This is a genomic window from Marinobacter confluentis (genome assembly GCF_004785685.1).
Classification (GTDB): domain Bacteria; phylum Pseudomonadota; class Gammaproteobacteria; order Pseudomonadales; family Oleiphilaceae; genus Marinobacter; species Marinobacter confluentis.
Window position 1 is genome coordinate 903,424 of sequence record NZ_SRPF01000002.1, and the last position, 18,580, is coordinate 922,003.

14 protein-coding genes, 1 tRNA gene and 1 pseudogene are annotated in these 18,580 nt (G+C 57.7%); 1 reads left to right on the top strand and 15 read right to left on the bottom strand.

The window, feature by feature from the left end; translation table 11 throughout:
• Positions 1 to 4: 4 nt before the first annotated feature.
• From infB to E5Q11_RS18195, 10 genes and pseudogenes are all read right to left on the bottom strand, one after another.
• The gene (gene infB, locus E5Q11_RS09775; RefSeq protein WP_135803203.1) at positions 5 to 2,560 is read right to left on the bottom strand and encodes a translation initiation factor IF-2; all 2,556 of its coding nucleotides are present in this window, start codon (positions 2,558 to 2,560) and stop codon (positions 5 to 7) included.
• Positions 2,561 to 2,577: 17 nt separating this feature from the next.
• A complete protein-coding gene (gene nusA, locus E5Q11_RS09780; protein ID WP_135803204.1) occupies positions 2,578 to 4,071 on the bottom strand; it encodes a transcription termination factor NusA in 1,494 nt (497 codons plus the stop codon).
• 63 nt (positions 4,072 to 4,134) lie between these two features.
• Positions 4,135 to 4,596 (bottom strand): ribosome maturation factor RimP, encoded by a 462-nt coding sequence (gene rimP / locus E5Q11_RS09785; protein ID WP_135803205.1) that lies wholly within the window; start codon positions 4,594 to 4,596, stop codon positions 4,135 to 4,137.
• A 369-nt stretch (positions 4,597 to 4,965) separates the two neighbouring features.
• A tRNA-Leu gene (locus E5Q11_RS09790) sits at positions 4,966 to 5,050 on the bottom strand.
• Positions 5,051 to 5,057: 7 nt separating this feature from the next.
• Positions 5,058 to 5,432 carry a preprotein translocase subunit SecG gene (secG, locus tag E5Q11_RS09795; protein WP_135803206.1) on the bottom strand — a complete coding sequence of 125 codons (375 nt, stop codon included), beginning with the start codon at positions 5,430 to 5,432 and terminating at the stop codon, positions 5,058 to 5,060.
• Between the two features lie 35 nt (positions 5,433 to 5,467).
• Complete coding sequence (tpiA, locus tag E5Q11_RS09800) at positions 5,468 to 6,226, bottom strand: triose-phosphate isomerase (RefSeq protein WP_135803207.1); 759 nt, start codon at positions 6,224 to 6,226, stop codon at positions 5,468 to 5,470.
• 86 nt (positions 6,227 to 6,312) lie between these two features.
• Positions 6,313 to 7,656, bottom strand: coding sequence for a phosphoglucosamine mutase (glmM, locus tag E5Q11_RS09805; protein WP_135803208.1), 1,344 nt, complete (start codon positions 7,654 to 7,656; stop codon positions 6,313 to 6,315).
• Positions 7,653 to 8,486, bottom strand: a complete 834-nt coding sequence (gene folP, locus E5Q11_RS09810) for a dihydropteroate synthase (RefSeq protein ID WP_135803396.1) — start codon at positions 8,484 to 8,486, stop codon at positions 7,653 to 7,655. Before folP ends, glmM begins: the two co-directional genes overlap by 4 nt.
• A 95-nt stretch (positions 8,487 to 8,581) precedes the next feature.
• Positions 8,582 to 10,516, bottom strand: a complete 1,935-nt coding sequence (gene ftsH / locus E5Q11_RS09815) for an ATP-dependent zinc metalloprotease FtsH (protein ID WP_225314895.1) — start codon at positions 10,514 to 10,516, stop codon at positions 8,582 to 8,584.
• 216 nt (positions 10,517 to 10,732) lie between these two features.
• Positions 10,733 to 10,876, bottom strand: a pseudogene (locus tag E5Q11_RS18195) (23S rRNA methyltransferase); the annotation flags it as partial.
• A gap of 67 nt (positions 10,877 to 10,943) precedes the next feature.
• Between E5Q11_RS18195 and yhbY the strand changes: the two are divergent.
• Positions 10,944 to 11,264, top strand: coding sequence for a ribosome assembly RNA-binding protein YhbY (gene yhbY / locus E5Q11_RS09825; protein WP_135803209.1), 321 nt, complete (start codon positions 10,944 to 10,946; stop codon positions 11,262 to 11,264).
• A gap of 91 nt (positions 11,265 to 11,355) precedes the next feature.
• Here the strand turns inward: yhbY and greA are convergent, their stop codons facing one another.
• The 5 genes from greA to dnaJ form a co-directional block, all read right to left on the bottom strand.
• Positions 11,356 to 11,835, bottom strand: coding sequence for a transcription elongation factor GreA (greA, locus tag E5Q11_RS09830; protein ID WP_135803210.1), 480 nt, complete (start codon positions 11,833 to 11,835; stop codon positions 11,356 to 11,358).
• Positions 11,836 to 11,839: 4 nt separating this feature from the next.
• Positions 11,840 to 15,055: a carbamoyl-phosphate synthase large subunit gene (gene carB / locus E5Q11_RS09835; RefSeq protein ID WP_135803211.1), complete on the bottom strand. Its 3,216-nt coding sequence runs from the start codon at positions 15,053 to 15,055 to the stop codon at positions 11,840 to 11,842.
• Positions 15,055 to 16,179 (bottom strand): glutamine-hydrolyzing carbamoyl-phosphate synthase small subunit, encoded by a 1,125-nt coding sequence (carA, locus tag E5Q11_RS09840; protein WP_191964427.1) that lies wholly within the window; start codon positions 16,177 to 16,179, stop codon positions 15,055 to 15,057. Before carA ends, carB begins: the two co-directional genes overlap by 1 nt.
• A 407-nt stretch (positions 16,180 to 16,586) precedes the next feature.
• Entirely contained in the window at positions 16,587 to 17,387 is an 801-nt protein-coding gene (dapB, locus tag E5Q11_RS09845) for a 4-hydroxy-tetrahydrodipicolinate reductase (RefSeq protein ID WP_135803213.1), read from the bottom strand.
• Positions 17,388 to 17,398: 11 nt separating this feature from the next.
• Complete coding sequence (dnaJ, locus tag E5Q11_RS09850; protein WP_135803214.1) at positions 17,399 to 18,526, bottom strand: molecular chaperone DnaJ; 1,128 nt, start codon at positions 18,524 to 18,526, stop codon at positions 17,399 to 17,401.
• Positions 18,527 to 18,580: the final 54 nt, after the last annotated feature.

Consider the following 18,580-nt stretch of genomic DNA (forward strand, 5'->3'; position numbering starts at 1 on the left):
AGCCTCAGGCTCCGGTGGATTCCAGCTTGCGCTCAACCCTTACCCGGTCGAACACTTCGATCTGGTCACCGACCTTCACGTCATAGCCTTTAACGCCGATACCACATTCCATACCGTTGCGAACTTCGGGCACGTCGTCCTTGAAGCGGCGCAGGGATTCCAGCTCGCCTTCAAAGATAACCACGTTGTCCCGCAGCACACGGATGGGCTTGTTACGGTGCACACTGCCCTCGGTCACCATGCAGCCGGCTACCTGGCCAAACTTCGGCGAACGGAACACATCGCGCACGTCGGCGATGCCCACGATGTCCTCGCGGAATTCCGGCGCAAGCATGCCGGTCAGCGCGGCTTTCACGTCATCCAGCAGGTTGTAGATGATGCTGTAGTAGCGCAGATCCAGACCTTCCTGCTCGACAAGCCGCTTGGACGCGGTGTCCGCACGCACGTTGAAGCCGAAGATGACGGCGTTGGTTGCCATCGCCAGGCTGATGTCTGTTTCGGCAATGCCGCCAACACCAGAGGAGACAATCTTCACCTGAACTTCGTCGTTGCCCAGATCCTGCAGCGACTTGGTAATGGCTTCCAGGGAACCGCGAACGTCGGTCTTGAGGACCACGTTGAGGGTCTTGACCTCGTCCTTGCCCATATTCTCGAACAGGTTCTCCAGCTTGGCAGCCTGCTGCCTGTGCAGACGCTGTTCGCGCTCACGGGTCTGGCGGAATTCGGCCAGTTCCTTGGCTTTTTTCTCGTCAGCTACGGCAAAGAACTCATCGCCAGCATTCGGCGTACCGTTGAGGCCAAGGATTTCCACCGGAATTGAAGGACCAGCGGATTTGACCTGCTTGCCCGCTTCGTCAGTCATGGCACGGATCTTACCGAAGAAAGAACCGGCGACAACCATCTCACCCTGGCGCAGGGTACCGTTCTGAACCAGAACGGTCGCAACCGAGCCGCGCCCGCGTTCCAGGCTGGATTCAACCACTACACCCTTGGCCGGGGCGTCCGGGGAGGCTTCCAGTTCGAGAATTTCGGCCTGAAGCAGCAGTGCCTCAATCAGGTTATCAATGCCCTCACCGGTGTGAGCGGAAACGGGAATGAACTGGACATCACCGCCGTACTCTTCCGGAATGACTTCCATACCGGCCAGCTCGCCCTTGATTTTCTCAGGGTCAGCGCCTTCCTTGTCCATCTTGTTGATGGCAACAACAATCGGCACACCGGCGGACCGGGCATGCTCGACCGCTTCCTTGGTCTGCGGCATAACGCCGTCATCGGCGGCCACTACCAGGATCACGATGTCGGTACACTGGGCACCACGGGCGCGCATCGCGGTAAAGGCCGCGTGGCCCGGGGTGTCGAGGAACGACACCATGCCGTGATCGGTTTCAACGTGATAGGCGCCAATGTGCTGGGTAATACCACCGGATTCGCCGGACGCAACCTTGGTACGGCGAATGTAGTCCAGCAGCGACGTCTTACCATGGTCGACGTGGCCCATCACACTGACCACCGGAGCACGCTTGGCCTTTTCCTTGCCCTCGAAGGTGAACTCGTGGAGCACTTCTTCTTCGAACGCATCGTCACTGACGGTGTTGGCTTTGTGGCCGAGCTCTTCAGTCACCAGAACCGCCGTTTCCTGATCAAGAGGCTGGTTGATGGTTGCCATAACTCCCATGCCCATCAGTTTCTTGATGACGTCTGCTGACTTGACGGCCATCCGCTGGGCGAGATCACCAACTGTGATCGTTTCGGGAATATCAACTTCTCTTACCATTGGCTTTGTCGGCCTCTCGAAAGCATGACGCTTTTCTTTGGGTTTCTTTTTGGCACGAAGCGGCTTGCGCAGGGTGGTGTCTTCCTCGTCCTCGTTGATGACGAGAGGCTCTTCCACCGGACGGTTACGTGGGCCGCGATGTCCCGCAGACTTCTTCTTGGGCTTGCCTTCTTCAGGCTCGTCGCCACGGCTGCGGGCTTTCTCTTTTTCTTTCTTCTTCTTCGCTTTACGATCTTTGCCTTCGCCCTCTTCAGGTGGCGGAATCGGCATATCTTCAGGTGCCGGAATCAGAGATGGCTCCGGCTCAGCGGCCTTCTTCGCAGATTTTTCTTCCGGCTTGTCTTCTTCTGTCGCCTTGTCTTCGGCAACCGGCGCTTCCGGTGCCGCTGTGTCCTGCTTCGGTGCCTCTTCCACAGGTGCAGCTTCGGCAGTCACTGGCGCTTCCTGCTCTGGTGCAACCGGCGCTTCTTCCGGCTTGGCAGCTTCCGGTTCGATTTCGGCGCGTTTGACGTAGGTGCGCCGCTTACGGACCTCAACATTGACCGTTTTGGTGCGGCCGGCCTTCAGCGTCGTGGTCGTTTTACGCTTGAGGGTGATTTTTTTCGGCTCAGCCTCACTGTCTCCGTGGTTCTTTCTCAGATAAGTCAGCAACTGTTGCTTTTCATCACTTGTGACAGAGTCTGTTTCGGAGCGGGCTTTCAGGCCAGCCTCCACGATCTGTCGCAGCAAACGATCCACGGGAGCGTCTATATCTGCGGCCAGTTGTTTTACCGTTACATCAGCCATACTGGTCCTCCTCCCGATTAGGCCTGGTCTTCAAACCAGGGTGCGCGCGCGGTCATAATCAGCTGTCCAGCGCGTTCTTCTTCCATACCTTCAATGTCCATCAGATCATCAACTGACTGCTCAGCGAGATCTTCCATGGTGCGAATGCCCATACCGGCGAGTTTGAATGCCAGGCCACGGTCCATTCCGTCCATTGCCAGCAGATCTTCCGCCGGCTCGGCACCGTCAAGGGCCTCTTCGCTGGCCAGGGCCTGGTTCAGCAGGGCATCCTTGGCGCGGCGGCGCAGCTCGGTCACCGTTTCTTCATCAAATCCGTCGATTGCAAGCATCTCTTCCATGGGAATGTACGCAACTTCCTCAATGGATGTGAAACCTTCCTCAATCAATACGCCGGCAAATTCTTCGTCGACGTCAAGGTTGGCCGTAAAGTGCTCAAGCAGGGTGTTGTATTCCTGCTCCTGACGTTCACCGGCCTCTTCTTCGGTCATCACGTTAAGGGTCCAGCCGGTCAGCTCTGTCGCCAGGCGCACATTCTGGCCGTTACGGCCGATGGCCTGGGCCAGGTTGTCCTCGGCTACTGCCACTTCCATGGTATGGCGGTCTTCATCCATCACAATGGAGGCGACTTCCGCCGGCGCCATGGCGTTGATAACCAGCTGGGCGGGATTATCGTCCCAGAGCACGATGTCCACGCGCTCGCCGCCGAGCTCGTTGGAAACCGCCTGCACACGCGAACCGCGCATGCCAACACAGGCGCCAACCGGATCAATCCGACGATCATTGGTCTTCACTGCAATCTTGGCGCGGGAGCCCGGGTCACGGGCAGCGCCGCGGATCTCAATCAGTTCCTCGGCAATTTCCGGCACTTCGATGCGGAACAGTTCGATCAGCATCTGCGAGTCAGAGCGGCTCAGAATCAGCTGCGGGCCACGGTGATCGGTGCGGATTTCCAGTAGCAGCGACCGAACCCGGTCACCCATGCGAAAGGTTTCGCGGGGAATCAGCTGTTCACGGGGCAGCAGCGCTTCGGCGTTGGCGCCCAGATCCACGATGACGTTGTCCCGTGTCACTTTCTTTACGGTACCGGAGACCAGCTCACCAACACGGTCGCGATAGCTGTCGACGATCTTCATCCGCTCGGCTTCACGGACTTTCTGGAAAATGATCTGTTTCGCAGCCTGGGCACCGATGCGGCCGAAGGCAACGGATTCAACCTTTTCCTCATGCATGTCGCCGGGCTTCAGGTTGGTATCGATTTCCTCTGCTTCCTGGAGCGTCAGCTCTGTCCCCAACGCCGGGACTGCGTCGTTATCAACAACGAGCCAGCGGCGGAAAGTTTCATATTCCCCGGTACGACGATCAATCGACACGCGGATGTCGGCTTCCTCATCGTCGTAGCGTTTTTTGGCAGCGGTGGCCAGCGCCAGCTCTATGGCTTCAAAGATGACATCCTTCTCGACTCCTTTCTCGTTCGAGACGGATTCAACCACCAGCAAAATCTCTTTACTCATCGGTTTGCCCTGCCCTTGATTTAAACATTGCGTAATCTGACTTGTTCGAACTGCGTCGGTGACCTATTCGAAAACGGGAACGATATTGGCTTTCTCAATGCTGTCGAATGGCAGCAGATATTCGTGGTCGTCCACCACAACCACAACCTCATCGCCCTCAATACCCTTGATCAGCCCCTGGAACTTGCGCCGACCTTCAAAGGCCATTCGCAACCTGAGCTGAACCTGGTGACCAACAAACGCTTCATACTGCTCAAGACGGAACAGCGGACGATCCATTCCCGGCGATGACACCTCCAGGGTGTATTCGGTGCGGATCGGATCTTCAACATCCATAACACCACTGGCCTGACGGCTGACAGACTCGCAGTCTTCGATTCCGATGCCGTTTTCGGCATCGTCGATAAACAGTCTCAGTAACGATTGGTGTCCCTGGGAGCGAAATTCAATGCCCCAGAACTCGTAACCGAGACCTTCGACCACCGGTCTGAGTATTTCTTCCAGCTGTTTCAACTTTGCTGACAAGGCTGTGACGTCTCCGCTGCAAAATTTCAAAACCCAAAAACAAAAAAAGGGCTGTTTATCAGCCCTTTTTATGCACCAGGACCTGATGCGCCAGGCCCCTTAATCAAAAAGCCCCTGAAAACTGGGGCCCTTTGTTGCAAGAACTCGCAGAAGACGCGCTCAATGCGCTTGAATAGTCTTCTGCTGACAGACACCTGGCCTGTCAGAAACGGGCTTGAAGTCACTACTTCTGACCCACTCCAATAACCGCCGGAGTATAGAGATGACGGCCTTACTGGTCAAGGACTGACCAAAGAAAAACGGCCTGGAATAACCAAGCCGCTCTCTCCACAACTTACTTCAAAACGCTCTTAAAAATGTTTTTGAAAATGGTGCCCAGGGCCGGACTCGAACCGGCACAGCTTTCGCTACTACCCCCTCAAGATAGCGTGTCTACCAGTTTCACCACCTGGGCAACAACCTTACTCGAGGTCGGGGAGCGCATTATCGTCCCCGGCCCCGGATTCGCTCTCATTTGCGGATTCTTCATCGGCAGGCGAGGATTCAGCAGACGACTGCTGGACCTGAGGAATGCCGGCCTGGCCGGCAACTTCTGCGCGCTGCTTCGCGAAGACCGCGAGCGAAAAACTTGTGACAAAAAATACGATGGCCAGCAGCGTAGTGGCACGAGTCAGGAAACTACCGCTGCCCTGGCTGCCAAAGACGGTCTGGGACGCACCGCCACCAAATGCCGCGCCAGCGTCCGCGCCCTTGCCCTGCTGGATCAATACAAGACCCACCAGCGCTACGGCGATCACCACGTGTACTACGACAACCAGTGTTTCTACCCAATCCATAACGACTCTCGAATATTCTCAAATTCTCTAAGGCTTCAGCACTCGCCCGGCATAGCGCGGCAAATGCTCAGAAATTCGTCTGCTTTCAATGACGCACCGCCAATAAGGCCACCATCGATGTCCGGCTGTGCAAACAGAGCGGCAGCATTATCCGCTTTTACACTGCCGCCGTAAAGTAGCGATAGTTCATCGGCCGGTGCACCCAGCTTTTTCAGCTCCTGCCGAATAGCGGCATGCATGGCCTGGGCATCTCCCGCCGTGGCGGTTTTGCCGGTGCCAATGGCCCATACCGGTTCGTAGGCAACCACAATATTCTGCCATTGGCCGGCGGCCACCTTCGCCAGCCCTGCCTGAACCTGCCCTGCAACCACATGCTCTGCAGCGCCGGCCTCTCGTTGCGCCAGCGTCTCGCCAACACAGAGGATGGCCGTTAGCCCATGGCTTACCGCCTGACTCACCTTGGCTGCGATCTGGTCGTCAGTTTCCCCGAACAGCTGACGCCGCTCTGAATGACCTACCAGCGCGTAGCGACAGCCAGTGTCACTGGCCATCGATGCAGAAATCTCTCCGGTGAAAGCGCCGGCATCCTGGCAGGCAATATTCTGAACGCCCACTTCAAGACCGGCCCCGGCCTTTTCAAGCACACTGGCAACGTAAAGTGCGGGAGGAATGACAACCACCCCAACGCCGTTATCCAGCGATGCGAGCTCCGAACTCACCGGCGGCAACAGTTGCTGCACCAGCGCCCGGGACCCGTTCATTTTCCAGTTTCCAGCTACGATTCTGCGTCGCATACCGACCTCAGTTATGGCCCAGCATAGGTGGAACCCAAGGGAGGCCGAACTATACAGGAGCCCCCAGATGCAGACAACCGCCCACCTCAGGCCGTAGAGTTTTCTACGACAGCCGCAAGTTCCTCTACAACCCGGGTAATTTCGACCTCATCCTGGCCTTCCGCCATCACCCGAATCAGCGGTTCTGTGCCCGACGCTCTCAGAAGAATCCGCCCGTTGCTGCCCAGCCGGTCTTCAGCTTTTCGTACTGCCCCCTGTATATCGCCACGCTGCAGGGGATCGAAACGAGCCTCGACCCTTACGTTGATCATTTTCTGGGGCAGCTTGCTCATGCCACGACGAACCTCAGACAGGGATTGCCCGGCGCGACTCAGCGCCAGCAATACCTGGAGCGCTGAAACAATGCCGTCGCCGGTACTGGTGCAGTCACGGATGACCATATGCCCGGATCCTTCACCACCAACCAGCCAGCCACGCTGGACCAGTTGCTCCATAACGTAACGGTCGCCCACTTTTGCCCGCTCAAAGGCGATGCCCTGCTCTCTAAGCGCCAATTCCACTCCGAGATTGGTCATCAGTGTGCCCACTACGCCGCCGCCCAGGGTGCCTGCTGCGTGGCGCTGGGACGCGATAATGAATAACAGCTCATCGCCGTCGACCTCTGAGCCGTCCCTGTCAACCATCAGAACCCGGTCGCCGTCGCCGTCAAAGGCGATGCCCAGGTCGGCGCCTTTTTCAACAACGGCCTTTTTCAGGGTAGCCAGATGGGTGGAACCCACATCCAGATTGATGTTCAGCCCGTCAGGATCGGAGCCCACCAGAGAGATTCGGGCACCAAGCTCCCGGAACACTTTTGGAGCAACGTGGTAGGTGGCGCCATGGGCACAGTCCAGAACCAGGTGCAGTCCCTCGAGAGTAAATGAATTCGGCACGGTGCTTTTACAGAACTCCACGTATCTTCCCGGGGCGTCGTCAACCCGGGAAGCTTTTCCAAGCTCCTTGGCGCCACAGACTTCAATCGACTTGTCCAGCCAGCGCTCAATTTCCAGCTCAAGGGCATCATCAAGTTTGGTGCCTTCGTGGGAAAAGAACTTGATGCCATTATCGTGGTGCGGGTTATGCGAGGCACTGATCACAATGCCCGCAGACGCCCTGAAGGTGCGGGTAAGATACGCGATTGCCGGTGTTGGCATCGGGCCCAGCAGCTTTACGTCCACGCCGGCGGCAGACAGACCGGATTCAAGCGCTGACTCGAACATGTACCCCGAAAGACGGGTGTCCTTACCAATCAGCACACTGTTACGCTGACCGGACCGCTTGAACGCCTGACCGGCCGCCCAACCCAGGTGCAGCATGAATTCCGGAGTTATGGGATGCTGCCCCACGCGGCCCCGAATGCCGTCAGTACCAAAATATTTCTTGTCGCTCATAAACCGGCCCCCTCCATTGCCGCAACCACTTTTACGGCATCCACCGTTTCTCTGACATCATGGGCACGAATGATAGATGCCCCTTTCATGGCTGCTATTGTCGCGGCTGCAATGCTTGCGGACAAGCGTTCACCAACATCCCGCCCGGTAATGTGGCCCAGCATGCTCTTTCTCGACATACCCACCAGAAGAGGGTGGCCCAGTTGCTGCAACTGCTCCAGAGAATTCAGAAGCTGGAAATTGTGCTCAACGGTTTTACCAAATCCGAAGCCGGGATCGAGAATGATCCGGTGCGACCCCACTCCTGCCGCTTCGATTACCCGCAGGCGCTCGGCCAGAAAGGTCGAAACTTCCTGCCGGACATTACGATAGCTGGGGTTATCCTGCATGTGATCAGGCTCGCCCTGAATATGCATGATGCACACCGGCACCCCGGTTTTCGCCATTTCCTCAGGCGCACCGGGCCGCTGCAACGCCCTGACATCGTTAATCAGCCCGGCGCCCAGGGACATGGTCTCGCGCATCACTTCCGGTGCGCTGGTATCCACTGACACGATAACATCCAGCTCACGGGCGATAGCCTCCACAACCGGGCAGACGCGGTCCAGCTCTTCCTGCAGGGGCACTGGTGTTGCACCAGGCCGGGTGGACTCTCCGCCCACATCAATAAACGCGGCGCCGTCGCTCACCATCTGGCGGGCTCTGGCCAGGGCAGAATCAATATGGTTGAAACGGCCACCGTCGGAAAAAGAATCAGGGGTTACATTAAGCACCCCCATAACATGACACAGCGTCATATCAAGGGTTCTACCGGCAAAATCCATAACCATGACCTTTGCTGCCATATACAAAAAGAAACGCCGCCCCCGCAGGGACGGCGTCGTCTATATCCCGCGAGCCCTGACAGGCGCACGGGCGACCGGCGTCAGTGTTCGCCGGCAGGGCGCCCGATGTCAGGGCGACGACCATCGTCCGAGCCTCTCGGAGCGGCTTCCTGCTCCGGCTCATCAGACGTGACACCACCGGTGGGCCCGCTGTCACCCCAGCCTTTCGGCGGACGTGGCACCCGACCTTCCATGATGTCGTCGATCTGATGACGATCAATGGTTTCGTATTTCATCAATGCTTCGGCCATCAGGTCGAGCTTGTCACGGTTATCGATCAGAATCTGCTTTGCCTTCTCATAACAGCTGTCGATAATCTCGCGAACCTCTTCATCGATCCGCTGAGCGGTTCCCGGTGAATGGGATGGCGCTGACGGCATGCCAGGGTAACCGCCCTGGTCATCGTTGTCATACTGCAAAGGTCCCAGCTTCTCGGACAGGCCCCACTTGGTCACCATGTTGCGTGCCAGGCTGGTTGCCCTCTCGATGTCGTTCGATGCGCCAGTGGTCACACCGTCAAAGCCGAGCGTCAGTTCTTCAGCAATACGACCACCAAACAGGCTGCATATTGAGCTGATGAGGAACCGCTTACTGTGGCTGTACCGGTCTTCCTCGGGGAGGAACATGGTGACACCCAGCGCACGGCCGCGGGGAATGATGCTGACTTTATAGACAGGATCGTGTTCCGGCATCAGACGGCCAACAATGGCGTGTCCGGATTCGTGGTAAGCGGTGTTCTGCTTTTCTTTCTCACTCATGACCATGGATTTGCGCTCGGCGCCCATCATGATCTTGTCTTTGGCCAGCTCGAATTCTTCCATGGACACCAGGCGCTGGTTCCGGCGCGCAGCAAACAGCGCGGCCTCGTTCACCAGGTTCGCCAGGTCGGCACCGGAGAAGCCGGGGGTACCACGGGCAATCAGCTGTGGCTCGACGCCGTCATCCAGCGGCACTTTCTTCATGTGCACTTTCAGAATCTGTTCGCGACCAATGATGTCGGGCAAGCCCACCACCACCTGGCGGTCGAAGCGACCCGGGCGCAGCAGCGCAGGGTCCAGCACATCCGGCCGGTTGGTGGCGGCGATGACGATAACGCCTTCGTTGCCCTCAAATCCGTCCATCTCAACCAGCAGAGCGTTCAGCGTCTGCTCGCGCTCATCGTGGCCACCGCCCATACCGTTGCCACGACGGCCGCCCACCGCATCGATCTCATCGATGAAGATGATACACGGGCTCTGTTTCTTGGCCTGTTCGAACATGTCGCGGACACGGGAAGCGCCCACACCCACGAACATTTCAACGAAATCGGAACCGGAAATCGAGAAGAAAGGCACCTTGGCTTCGCCGGCGATGGCCTTGGCGAGCAGTGTTTTACCGGTACCCGGCTGACCGACCATCAGCACACCCTTCGGAATGCTACCGCCAAGACGCTGGAACTTGCTGGGATCCCGCAGGAAATCCACCAGCTCTTTCACGTCTTCCTTGGCCTCATCAACACCGGCCACATCGCCGAAGGTGGTCTTGATCTGATCCTCGCTCATCAGTTTGGCTTTGCTCTTGCCAAAGGACATGGGCCCTTTGCCACCGCCACCGCCCTGCATCTGCCGCATAAAGAACACGAACAACGCAATGATGATGAGTATCGGGAAGGCGGCCACCAGCAACTGGGTCCAGAGCGACTGGCGCTCGGGCTCCTTGCCGATCACTTCCACGTTGTTGGCCAGCAGGTCGTCCATCAACTTGTTATCGGCCACCTGCGGGCGAACCGTCTGGAACTGTGATCCGTCGCCACGAGTACCCTGAATTTCCAGTCCGTCGATGGTCACACGGGTCACTTGCCCGTCCTGCACCATCTCAACGAACTGCGAATAATTGACCTGTTGCCCACTGGTGGTCGGAGTAAAATTCTGAAAAACCATCAGTAGTACAGCGGCTATGATAAGCCAGAGAACCAGATTTTTAGCCATATCGTTCAAGGATCGTCACCTGTGAATTGAAGAGCCGCTCCGCGAGAAGAAACCCTTTGTTGTCACCATACACCAAATATACGTCTGCCCACCACAACTGGCCCACCCCGGTAATATACTCTGAGGCGCGCGCCGGGTGGCCGCTATACCACCTATGTTGGGTGCCATGTCCGAAATTACAACGTCTGCCCGGCGATCACCCAGCAATTCCAGGAACTACTGCTCGGGCCGAAAAATCCTGTCTTTTTTATCAAGCTCAATCAGCTTGTAACTGGCCCGGGACCGATAGCCATCTTGGCAGGACTTTTTGACCCAGACGTCGTCAAAATGTTCCTTGAGCCAGCGGTCACTGGTTTTGGAGCGAGCCAACTGTCACCTCCTGATTGATCTGGTACAATTTCAGTCTATCTGAAAAACCCACCCAGGATATCCCATCATGAGTCTTTCACCGGAACAGCGCCGCGAATACCGGGGCATTGCCCATAACCTGAAGCCCGTCATCATCGTCGGCGACAAAGGCCTGACTGAGGGACTCCAGGAAGAGCTGGAGCGGGCGCTGAATGACCACGAACTGATCAAGGTCAAGGTTGCGAGCCAGGAACGGGAAGTCCGCCAGGAGGCCATTGCAGCCCTGTGTGAGGCCACCGGCGCAGAGCTGATCCAGACCATTGGCAAAATTGCCGTGATCATGCGTCGGGCAAAGAAGCCGAACCCCAAGCTTTCAAACCTGCTTCGCGAGAAAAGTGGCCGCGCCTGAAACGCACTCGCCTGAACCAATATCACGAAAACAAAAAGCCGGCCCGGTATCCCCGGCCGGCTTTTCTACAGGCAACCACGGGCCGCCGCCCTCAGATGTGCTCCACCTTTTCGATTTCGTATTCGACCGTACCTGACGGCACACGAATGGCCACGACATCGTCTTCGCTCTTGCCTACCAGCGCCCTGGCAATCGGAGAGGAAATCGACAACATACCTTTTTTGATGTCGGCTTCGTCTTCGCCAACGATCTTGTAAACCACCTGCTCATCGGTATCCACATTCAACAGATGAACAGTGGTACCGAAAATCACCTTGCCGGTGTTCTCAATGGTGTGCACGTCGATCACCTGGGCCGAAGACAGCTTGCCCTCAATTTCCTGAATACGCCCTTCAATGAAGCTCTGCTGCTCCCGTGCCGCATGGTACTCGGCGTTTTCCTTGAGATCGCCGTGTTCACGCGCATCGGAAATAGCCGCGATCACACGGGGACGATCTTCCGACTTCAGCTTTTTCAGCTCTTCGCGGAGGCTGGCCTCCCCGGCGACGGTCATTGGTACTCTGTCAGCCATGATCTTACTTCCCTGAATGAAGGTCCTGGAGGCGGCGAACGGTGCGCTCAGGGCCAAACTTGATCGCCCTGCAGAAAGCTTCGCCGCCTGCCAGTGTGGTTGTGTAGGTCACCTTGGTCTGCAAGGCCGACTGGCGGATCTGCGCCGAATCGGCGATCGCTTTGCGACCTTCAGTGGTGTTGATAATCAGCTGGACCTGACCATTCTTGATCGCATCCACAATGTGCGGCCGACCTTCCCGGACCTTATTCACACGCTGCGCCTGAATGCCTGCGTCCCGCAGCGCCTTGGCAGTGCCCGTGGTTGCGATTAGCTTGAAGCCGGCATCCACCAGATCCTGGGCCACTTTGGCCGCGCCCGGCTTGTCGACATCCCGGACCGACATAAATGCCGTACCCTGGGCTGGCAAACGCTCGCCGGACGCCAGTGCCGCCTTGGCAAAGGCTTCGTCAAAGCTGTCGCCAATGCCCATCACTTCACCGGTGGACTTCATTTCCGGCCCCAGAATCGGGTCGACGGCCGGGAACTTGTTGAACGGGAATACCGACTCTTTAACAGAATAGTAGGTCGGCACCACTTCTGCCGTGAATCCCTGTTCTTCCAGGGAGGTTCCGGCCATGGCTCGTGCCGCCACTTTTGCCAGGGACACCCCGATGGCCTTGGACACGAACGGCACCGTGCGTGAGGCCCGCGGATTGACTTCGATGACGTAAATCTTGCCGTCCTGCCAAGCCAACTGGACGTTCATCAGGCCAACGACATCCAGCTCGATGGCCATCTTCTTGACCGCTTCGCGCATCTCGTCCTGGACGGCCTTGGGCAAACTGTAGGGCGGCAGGGAGCAGGCGGAGTCACCGGAGTGAACACCGGCCTGCTCAATGTGCTGCATGATGCCGCCGATCACCACGGTTTTACCGTCACTGATGGCGTCAATATCCACTTCGATGGCAGCGTTCAGGAAATGATCCAGCAGAACCGGGCTGTCGTTCGAGACCAGGACGGCGCTGCGCATGTAGCGAACGAGCTCTTCCTCGTCATAGACGATTTCCATGGCACGGCCGCCCAGTACGTAGGACGGGCGCACCACCAGCGGATAGCCAATTTCACGGGCCGCCACCACGCCTTCTTCGTGGCTTCGCACGGTCGCGTTTTCCGGCTGCAGCAGGCCCAGGCGGCCGATCATCTGCTGGAAACGCTCCCGGTCTTCCGCGCGATCAATAGCATCCGGGCTGGTGCCGATGATGGGCACACCGGCAGCTTCCAGGCCACGGGCCAGCTTCAACGGCGTCTGGCCGCCGTACTGCACGATCACGCCCTTGGGCTTTTCGATGTGGATGATTTCCAGCACGTCTTCCAGGGTGATCGGCTCGAAATACAGCCGATCCGACGTATCATAGTCTGTGGACACGGTTTCCGGGTTGCAGTTAATCATGATGGTTTCGTAACCATCGTCCCGCATCGCCAGTGCCGCGTGTACACAGCAGTAATCAAATTCGATGCCCTGGCCGATCCGGTTGGGGCCACCGCCGATGACGACGATCTTTTCGCGGTCAGAAACATCTGCCTCACACTCTTCCTCATAGGAGGAATACATATAGGCCGTGGATGACGCGAACTCCGCAGCACAGGTATCCACCCGCTTGTAGACCGGGCGAATGTCCATGTCATGGCGCAGTTTGCGCAGGCTGACTTCCGAAATACCCAGCAGCTTTGCCAGACGGGCATCGGAGAAACCCTTGCGCTTCAGACGGAATAGGGTGTCCCGGTCAATATCCGCCATGCCTGCGGATTTAAGGGCTTTCTCTTCCAGGATCAGGTCTTCGATCTGAACCAGATACCAGGGGTCGACGTGGGTATTGCGGAAGACATCGTCGACGGTCATGCCGGAACGGAAGGCATCACCAATGTACCAAAGGCGCTCGGCACCGGGCACGTTCATTTCCTGGATCAGGGTTTCCTGGCCGTCGACGGTGTTCAGGTCGACTTTCTCTTCGAAGCCGTCAGACCCTACTTCCAGGCCACGCATGGCTTTCTGCAGAGATTCCTGGAAGGTACGGCCAATGGCCATCACCTCACCCACGGATTTCATCTGGGTGGTCAGGCGGGCGTCGGCCTGGGGGAATTTCTCGAAGGTGAACCGGGGAATCTTGGTGACCACATAGTCGATGCTGGGCTCGAAGGAAGCCGGGGTCACGCCGCCGGTGATTTCGTTACGCAGCTCATCCAGGGTATAACCCACCGCCAGCTTGGCAGCGACTTTGGCAATCGGGAAACCGGTCGCCTTGGAGGCCAGGGCCGAGGAACGGGACACCCGAGGGTTCATCTCGATCACCACCATGCGCCCGGTGTCCGGGTTGATACCGAACTGGACGTTGGAGCCGCCAGTTTCCACACCAATCTCACGCAGCACCGCCAGGGAGGCGTTCCGCATGATCTGGTATTCTTTGTCGGTGAGAGTCTGGGCCGGCGCTACGGTGATGGAGTCACCTGTGTGCACGCCCATGGCGTCAAAGTTCTCGATGGCACAGATAATGATGCAGTTGTCGTTTTTGTCCCGGACAACTTCCATCTCGTACTCTTTCCAGCCGATCAGGGATTCATCGATCAGCAGCTCGTTGGTCGGGGACAGATCCAGACCACGGCTACAGATTTCCTCAAATTCATCGCGGTTGTAAGCAATCCCGCCGCCGGAGCCGCCCATAGTGAACGACGGACGGATGATGCAAGGAAAGCCAATCTCGTCAGCCACTTTCTGGGCTTCCGCCATGGAATGGGCGAAATTGGCCTTGGGGCATTCCAGGCCAATTTTCCTCATCGCCTTATCAAAGCGGTCTCGATCTTCTGCTTTATCAATGGTGTCGGCGTTGGCGCCGATCATTTCCACACCGTGCTTTTCCAGCACCCCCTGCTTTTCCAGCTCGAGCGCGCAGTTCAGCGCAGTCTGGCCTCCCATGGTTGGCAGCAGGGCGTCCGGCTTTTCTTTCTCGATAATCTTGGCGACGGTTTTCCAGGTAATCGGCTCGATGTAGGTGGCATCGGCCATGACCGGGTCAGTCATGATGGTGGCCGGGTTGGAGTTCACCAGAATCACCCGGTAGCCCTCTTCCCGCAAGGCCTTACAGGCCTGGGCGCCAGAGTAGTCAAACTCACACGCCTGCCCGATAACGATAGGACCCGCGCCCAGGATCAGAATGCTTTTAATGTCGGTACGTTTTGGCATCAACGTGCCTCCATAAGGCGGATAAATTCATCAAACAGGGGTGCTACATCATGGGGGCCGGGGCTGGCCTCCGGGTGACCCTGAAAGCTGTATGCAGGCTTGTCGGTGCGGCGTATGCCCTGAAGCGAGCCATCGAACAGCGATTTGTGAGTCGCCACCAGGTTGGCGGGCAGGCTGTCTTCGTCCACCGCAAAGCCATGGTTCTGGCTGGTGATCATCACGGTGCCGTCTTTCAGGTCCTGAACCGGATGGTTGGCGCCATGGTGGCCATGACCCATCTTCACAGATTTTGCGCCACTGGCCAGGGCCAGAAGCTGGTGACCCAGGCAGATACCAAACACCGGGATGTCGGTCTCCAGCACTTCACGGATGGCGTTGATGGCGTAATCGCAGGGTTCCGGATCGCCGGGGCCGTTGGACAGGAAGATGCCGTCCGGCTTCATCGCCAACACTTCGGAGGCCGGGGTCTGGGCGGGCACAACAGTGATGTCGCAATTGCGCCCGGCCAGCATTCTGAGGATGTTCAGTTTAACGCCGTAATCCCAGGCCACCACTTTGAATTTCGCTTCGGTGCGTTCACCGTAGCCGCCATCGATGGTCCACTCGCTCTGACTCCAGGTCCAGGTTTTGTCACTGGTGACCTCTTTGGCCAGGTCCATGCCTTTCAGGCCGGGGAAAGCTTTCGCCAGTTCCAGCGCCCGCTCTGCGGTGGCATCCGCGCCGGCTATAACGGCGCCGTTCTGGGAGCCTTTGTCGCGCAGAATTCGGGTAAGCCGGCGGGTGTCGATGTCGGCGATGCCAACGATGTTGTTACGCTGGAGGTAGTCTTTCAGGGTGCCCTGGCTGCGCCAGTTGCTGGCCATCAGGGGCAGATCGCGAATCACCAGTCCGGCAGCCTGTACCCGGTCCGATTCAACGTCTTCTTCGTTAACGCCGGTGCTGCCGATGTGCGGGTAGGTGAGGGTTACGATCTGGCGGGAATAGGAGGGGTCGGTCAGGATTTCCTGGTATCCGGTCATGGCGGTGTTGAATACCACCTCTCCACTGGTCTCCCCTTCCGCACCGATGGCGGTGCCGTAAAACAGGCTTCCGTCTTCGAGCGCTAGAATGGCTGGTGTACTCAAGGCTTGTATCCTCATCGAGTGGCGTACAGGTTCGTCACGAACGGGAACGCAAGCGCAAATTCAGGTTGCAAAAAAGCGAGACTGAGTGAAGACCCGGTCCCGCTTTTAAAAACTTTTCGATGATACGCTTGGTGCAGTTAAACCGCCTTATTGTACGAAATGCGGCAGTTTGTGTCCACGTGAAATCTGCTTCTTTACTGTACGCCGCTGGGTCCGGCCGGCGCCTGAATTGGTCTTCTGGAAAACGCTACAAGCTCATCCCTGAGCGCTTGATCTCCGGCCATCCATGGCCTCCGACATTTCCAGAAGACCAATTCAGCCACCTGCCTCAGTGCAAGCCTATCGCTTTCCAGCGTAGGTCGGATTTGCGGCACCAGCCGCGTAATCCGACAACTCAGCCACCTGGCCTACTTCAGATTCAACACATCCTGCATGTCATACAGACCGGCAGCCTTACCCTCTAACCACAACGCCGCCCGCATCGCACCCTTGGCAAAGGTCATCCTGCTACTAGCCTTATGGGTAATCTCGATGCGCTCGCCTTCAGTAGCAAACAGAACGGTATGATCACCAACCACATCCCCGGCACGAATGGTTTCGAAACCAATTTCCTTGCGGGTGCGCTCGCCGGTGAAGCCTTCGCGGCCATAGACCGCACATTCTTTCAGGTCACGACCCAGGGCGTCGGCGACCACTTCGCCCATGCGTAAGGCTGTGCCGGAAGGAGCGTCTTTCTTGTGGCGATGGTGGGCTTCGATGATTTCTACATCGTAGTCGTCACCCAGGGCTGCAGCGGCGGTGCGAAGCAGGTTGAGGGTGACGTTGACGCCGACGCTCATGTTGGGGGCAAACACCACGGGCGTGCCTTCTGCCGCCAGCGCCAGTCGTTCTTTCTCGGCATCGGTCAAACCGGTGGTGCCGATAACGATCATTTTGTCGTTGGCTTTGCAGAATTCGGCGTTTTCCAGGGTCAGGTCCGGGAAGGTGAAGTCGATCAGTACGTCAAAGTCATCTTTCACGTCGGTCAGGCTGGCCGCCATTTTCACGCCGGTTTTGCCGATGCCGGTCATTTCGCCGGCGTCGGCGCCGATCAGGCTGCTGCCCGGTTCGACGATGGCTGCGCCCAGTTCGAGACCTTCGGTGCCATCGACGGCTTCGATCAGTACTTTGCCCATGCGCCCGGCGGCGCCGATGATTGCTACCCGCATTTTGTCTTCCCTCAGAATTTCATTTCGTCGAAGAAGCTTTTCACGCCTTCAAACCATGAACTCTTTTTCGGCCCGTGGTGGTTGCTATCGCCACCGTCCAGGGTTTCCTGAAACTCTTCCAGCAGATCTTTCTGGCGCTTGGTCAGGTTGACCGGGGTTTCCACGGTTACCCGGCAAAGCAGATCGCCCGATGGGCCGCCGCGAACGGGGCTGACGCCTTTGTTGCGCAGGCGGAAGAGTTTTCCGGTCTGGGTTTCCGGCGGAATCTTCAGCTTCACGCGGCCATCAAGGGTTGGCACTTCCAGTTCGCCGCCGAGCGAGGCGTCGACGATGCTGATGGGCACCTCGCAGTATAGGTTGCGCCCGTCGCGGGTGAAGATGGAGTGTTCTCGCACGGCGACCTGAACGTAGAGGTCACCAGGTGGGCCGCCGTCGATGCCCATCTCGCCCTCGCCGGACAGACGAATACGGTCACCGGTATCAACGCCCGGCGGCACTTTGACCGACAGGGTTTTCTGTTCTGTGACCCGGCCTGCACCACGACAGGTCTTGCACGGATTCTTGATGATCTGACCTGAACCACGACAGGTCGGGCAAGCCTGCTGGACGGTGAAGAAGCCCTGCTGCATGCGCACCTGGCCCATACCGGCACAGGTACCACAGTTTTCCGGGCTGGAGCCTTTTTCGGCGCCGCTGCCGTCGCAGGTTTCACATTCTTTGTGGCCGGGAATCTGGATCTGCACGGTCTTGCCTTTTACCGCTTCTTCAAGATCCAGCTCCAGAGTGTAGCGAAGGTCGGCACCACGGGTGTTTCGGCCGCGACCACCGCCCCCGAAAATGTCACCGAACACGTCACCGAAAATATCAGAGAAGCTGGCTCCGCCACCGCCTCCGAAGCCGCCGCCGGCCTGGCCATCAACGCCGGCGTGGCCAAACTGATCGTAGGCTCCGCGCTTGGATGAGTCCGACAGTATCTCGTAAGCCTCGCTGGCTTCCTTGAACTTGTGATCGGCGTCCTTGTCATCCGGATTCCGGTCAGGATGATATTTCATCGCAAGCTTTCGGTAGGCTTTCTTGATCTCTTTTTCATCCGCGTCCCGGGCGACCCCGAGAATTTCGTAATAGTCGCGCTTGGCCATGTCTTAAACCCTGTTTTTATAACGAGGAAAACGCGGGTGTGATCCCGCGTTTTC

Bases quoted from the DNA above. Each gene is read 5' to 3' on its own strand.
- infB (WP_135803203.1), bottom strand. From the start codon at position 2,560: ATGGCTGATGTAACGGTAAAACAACTGGCCGCAGATATAGACGCTCCC.
- greA (WP_135803210.1), bottom strand. From the start codon at position 11,835: ATGGCTGACAGAGTACCAATGACCGTCGCCGGGGAGGCCAGCCTCCGC.
- yhbY (WP_135803209.1), top strand. From the start codon at position 10,944: ATGAGTCTTTCACCGGAACAGCGCCGCGAATACCGGGGCATTGCCCAT.
- nusA (WP_135803204.1), bottom strand. From the start codon at position 4,071: ATGAGTAAAGAGATTTTGCTGGTGGTTGAATCCGTCTCGAACGAGAAA.
- dnaJ (WP_135803214.1), bottom strand. From the start codon at position 18,526: ATGGCCAAGCGCGACTATTACGAAATTCTCGGGGTCGCCCGGGACGCG.
- tpiA (WP_135803207.1), bottom strand. From the start codon at position 6,226: ATGCGACGCAGAATCGTAGCTGGAAACTGGAAAATGAACGGGTCCCGG.
- carB (WP_135803211.1), bottom strand. From the start codon at position 15,055: ATGCCAAAACGTACCGACATTAAAAGCATTCTGATCCTGGGCGCGGGT.
- dapB (WP_135803213.1), bottom strand. From the start codon at position 17,387: ATGCGGGTAGCAATCATCGGCGCCGCCGGGCGCATGGGCAAAGTACTG.
- folP (WP_135803396.1), bottom strand. From the start codon at position 8,486: ATGGTTATGGATTTTGCCGGTAGAACCCTTGATATGACGCTGTGTCAT.
- secG (WP_135803206.1), bottom strand. From the start codon at position 5,432: ATGGATTGGGTAGAAACACTGGTTGTCGTAGTACACGTGGTGATCGCC.
- glmM (WP_135803208.1), bottom strand. From the start codon at position 7,656: ATGAGCGACAAGAAATATTTTGGTACTGACGGCATTCGGGGCCGCGTG.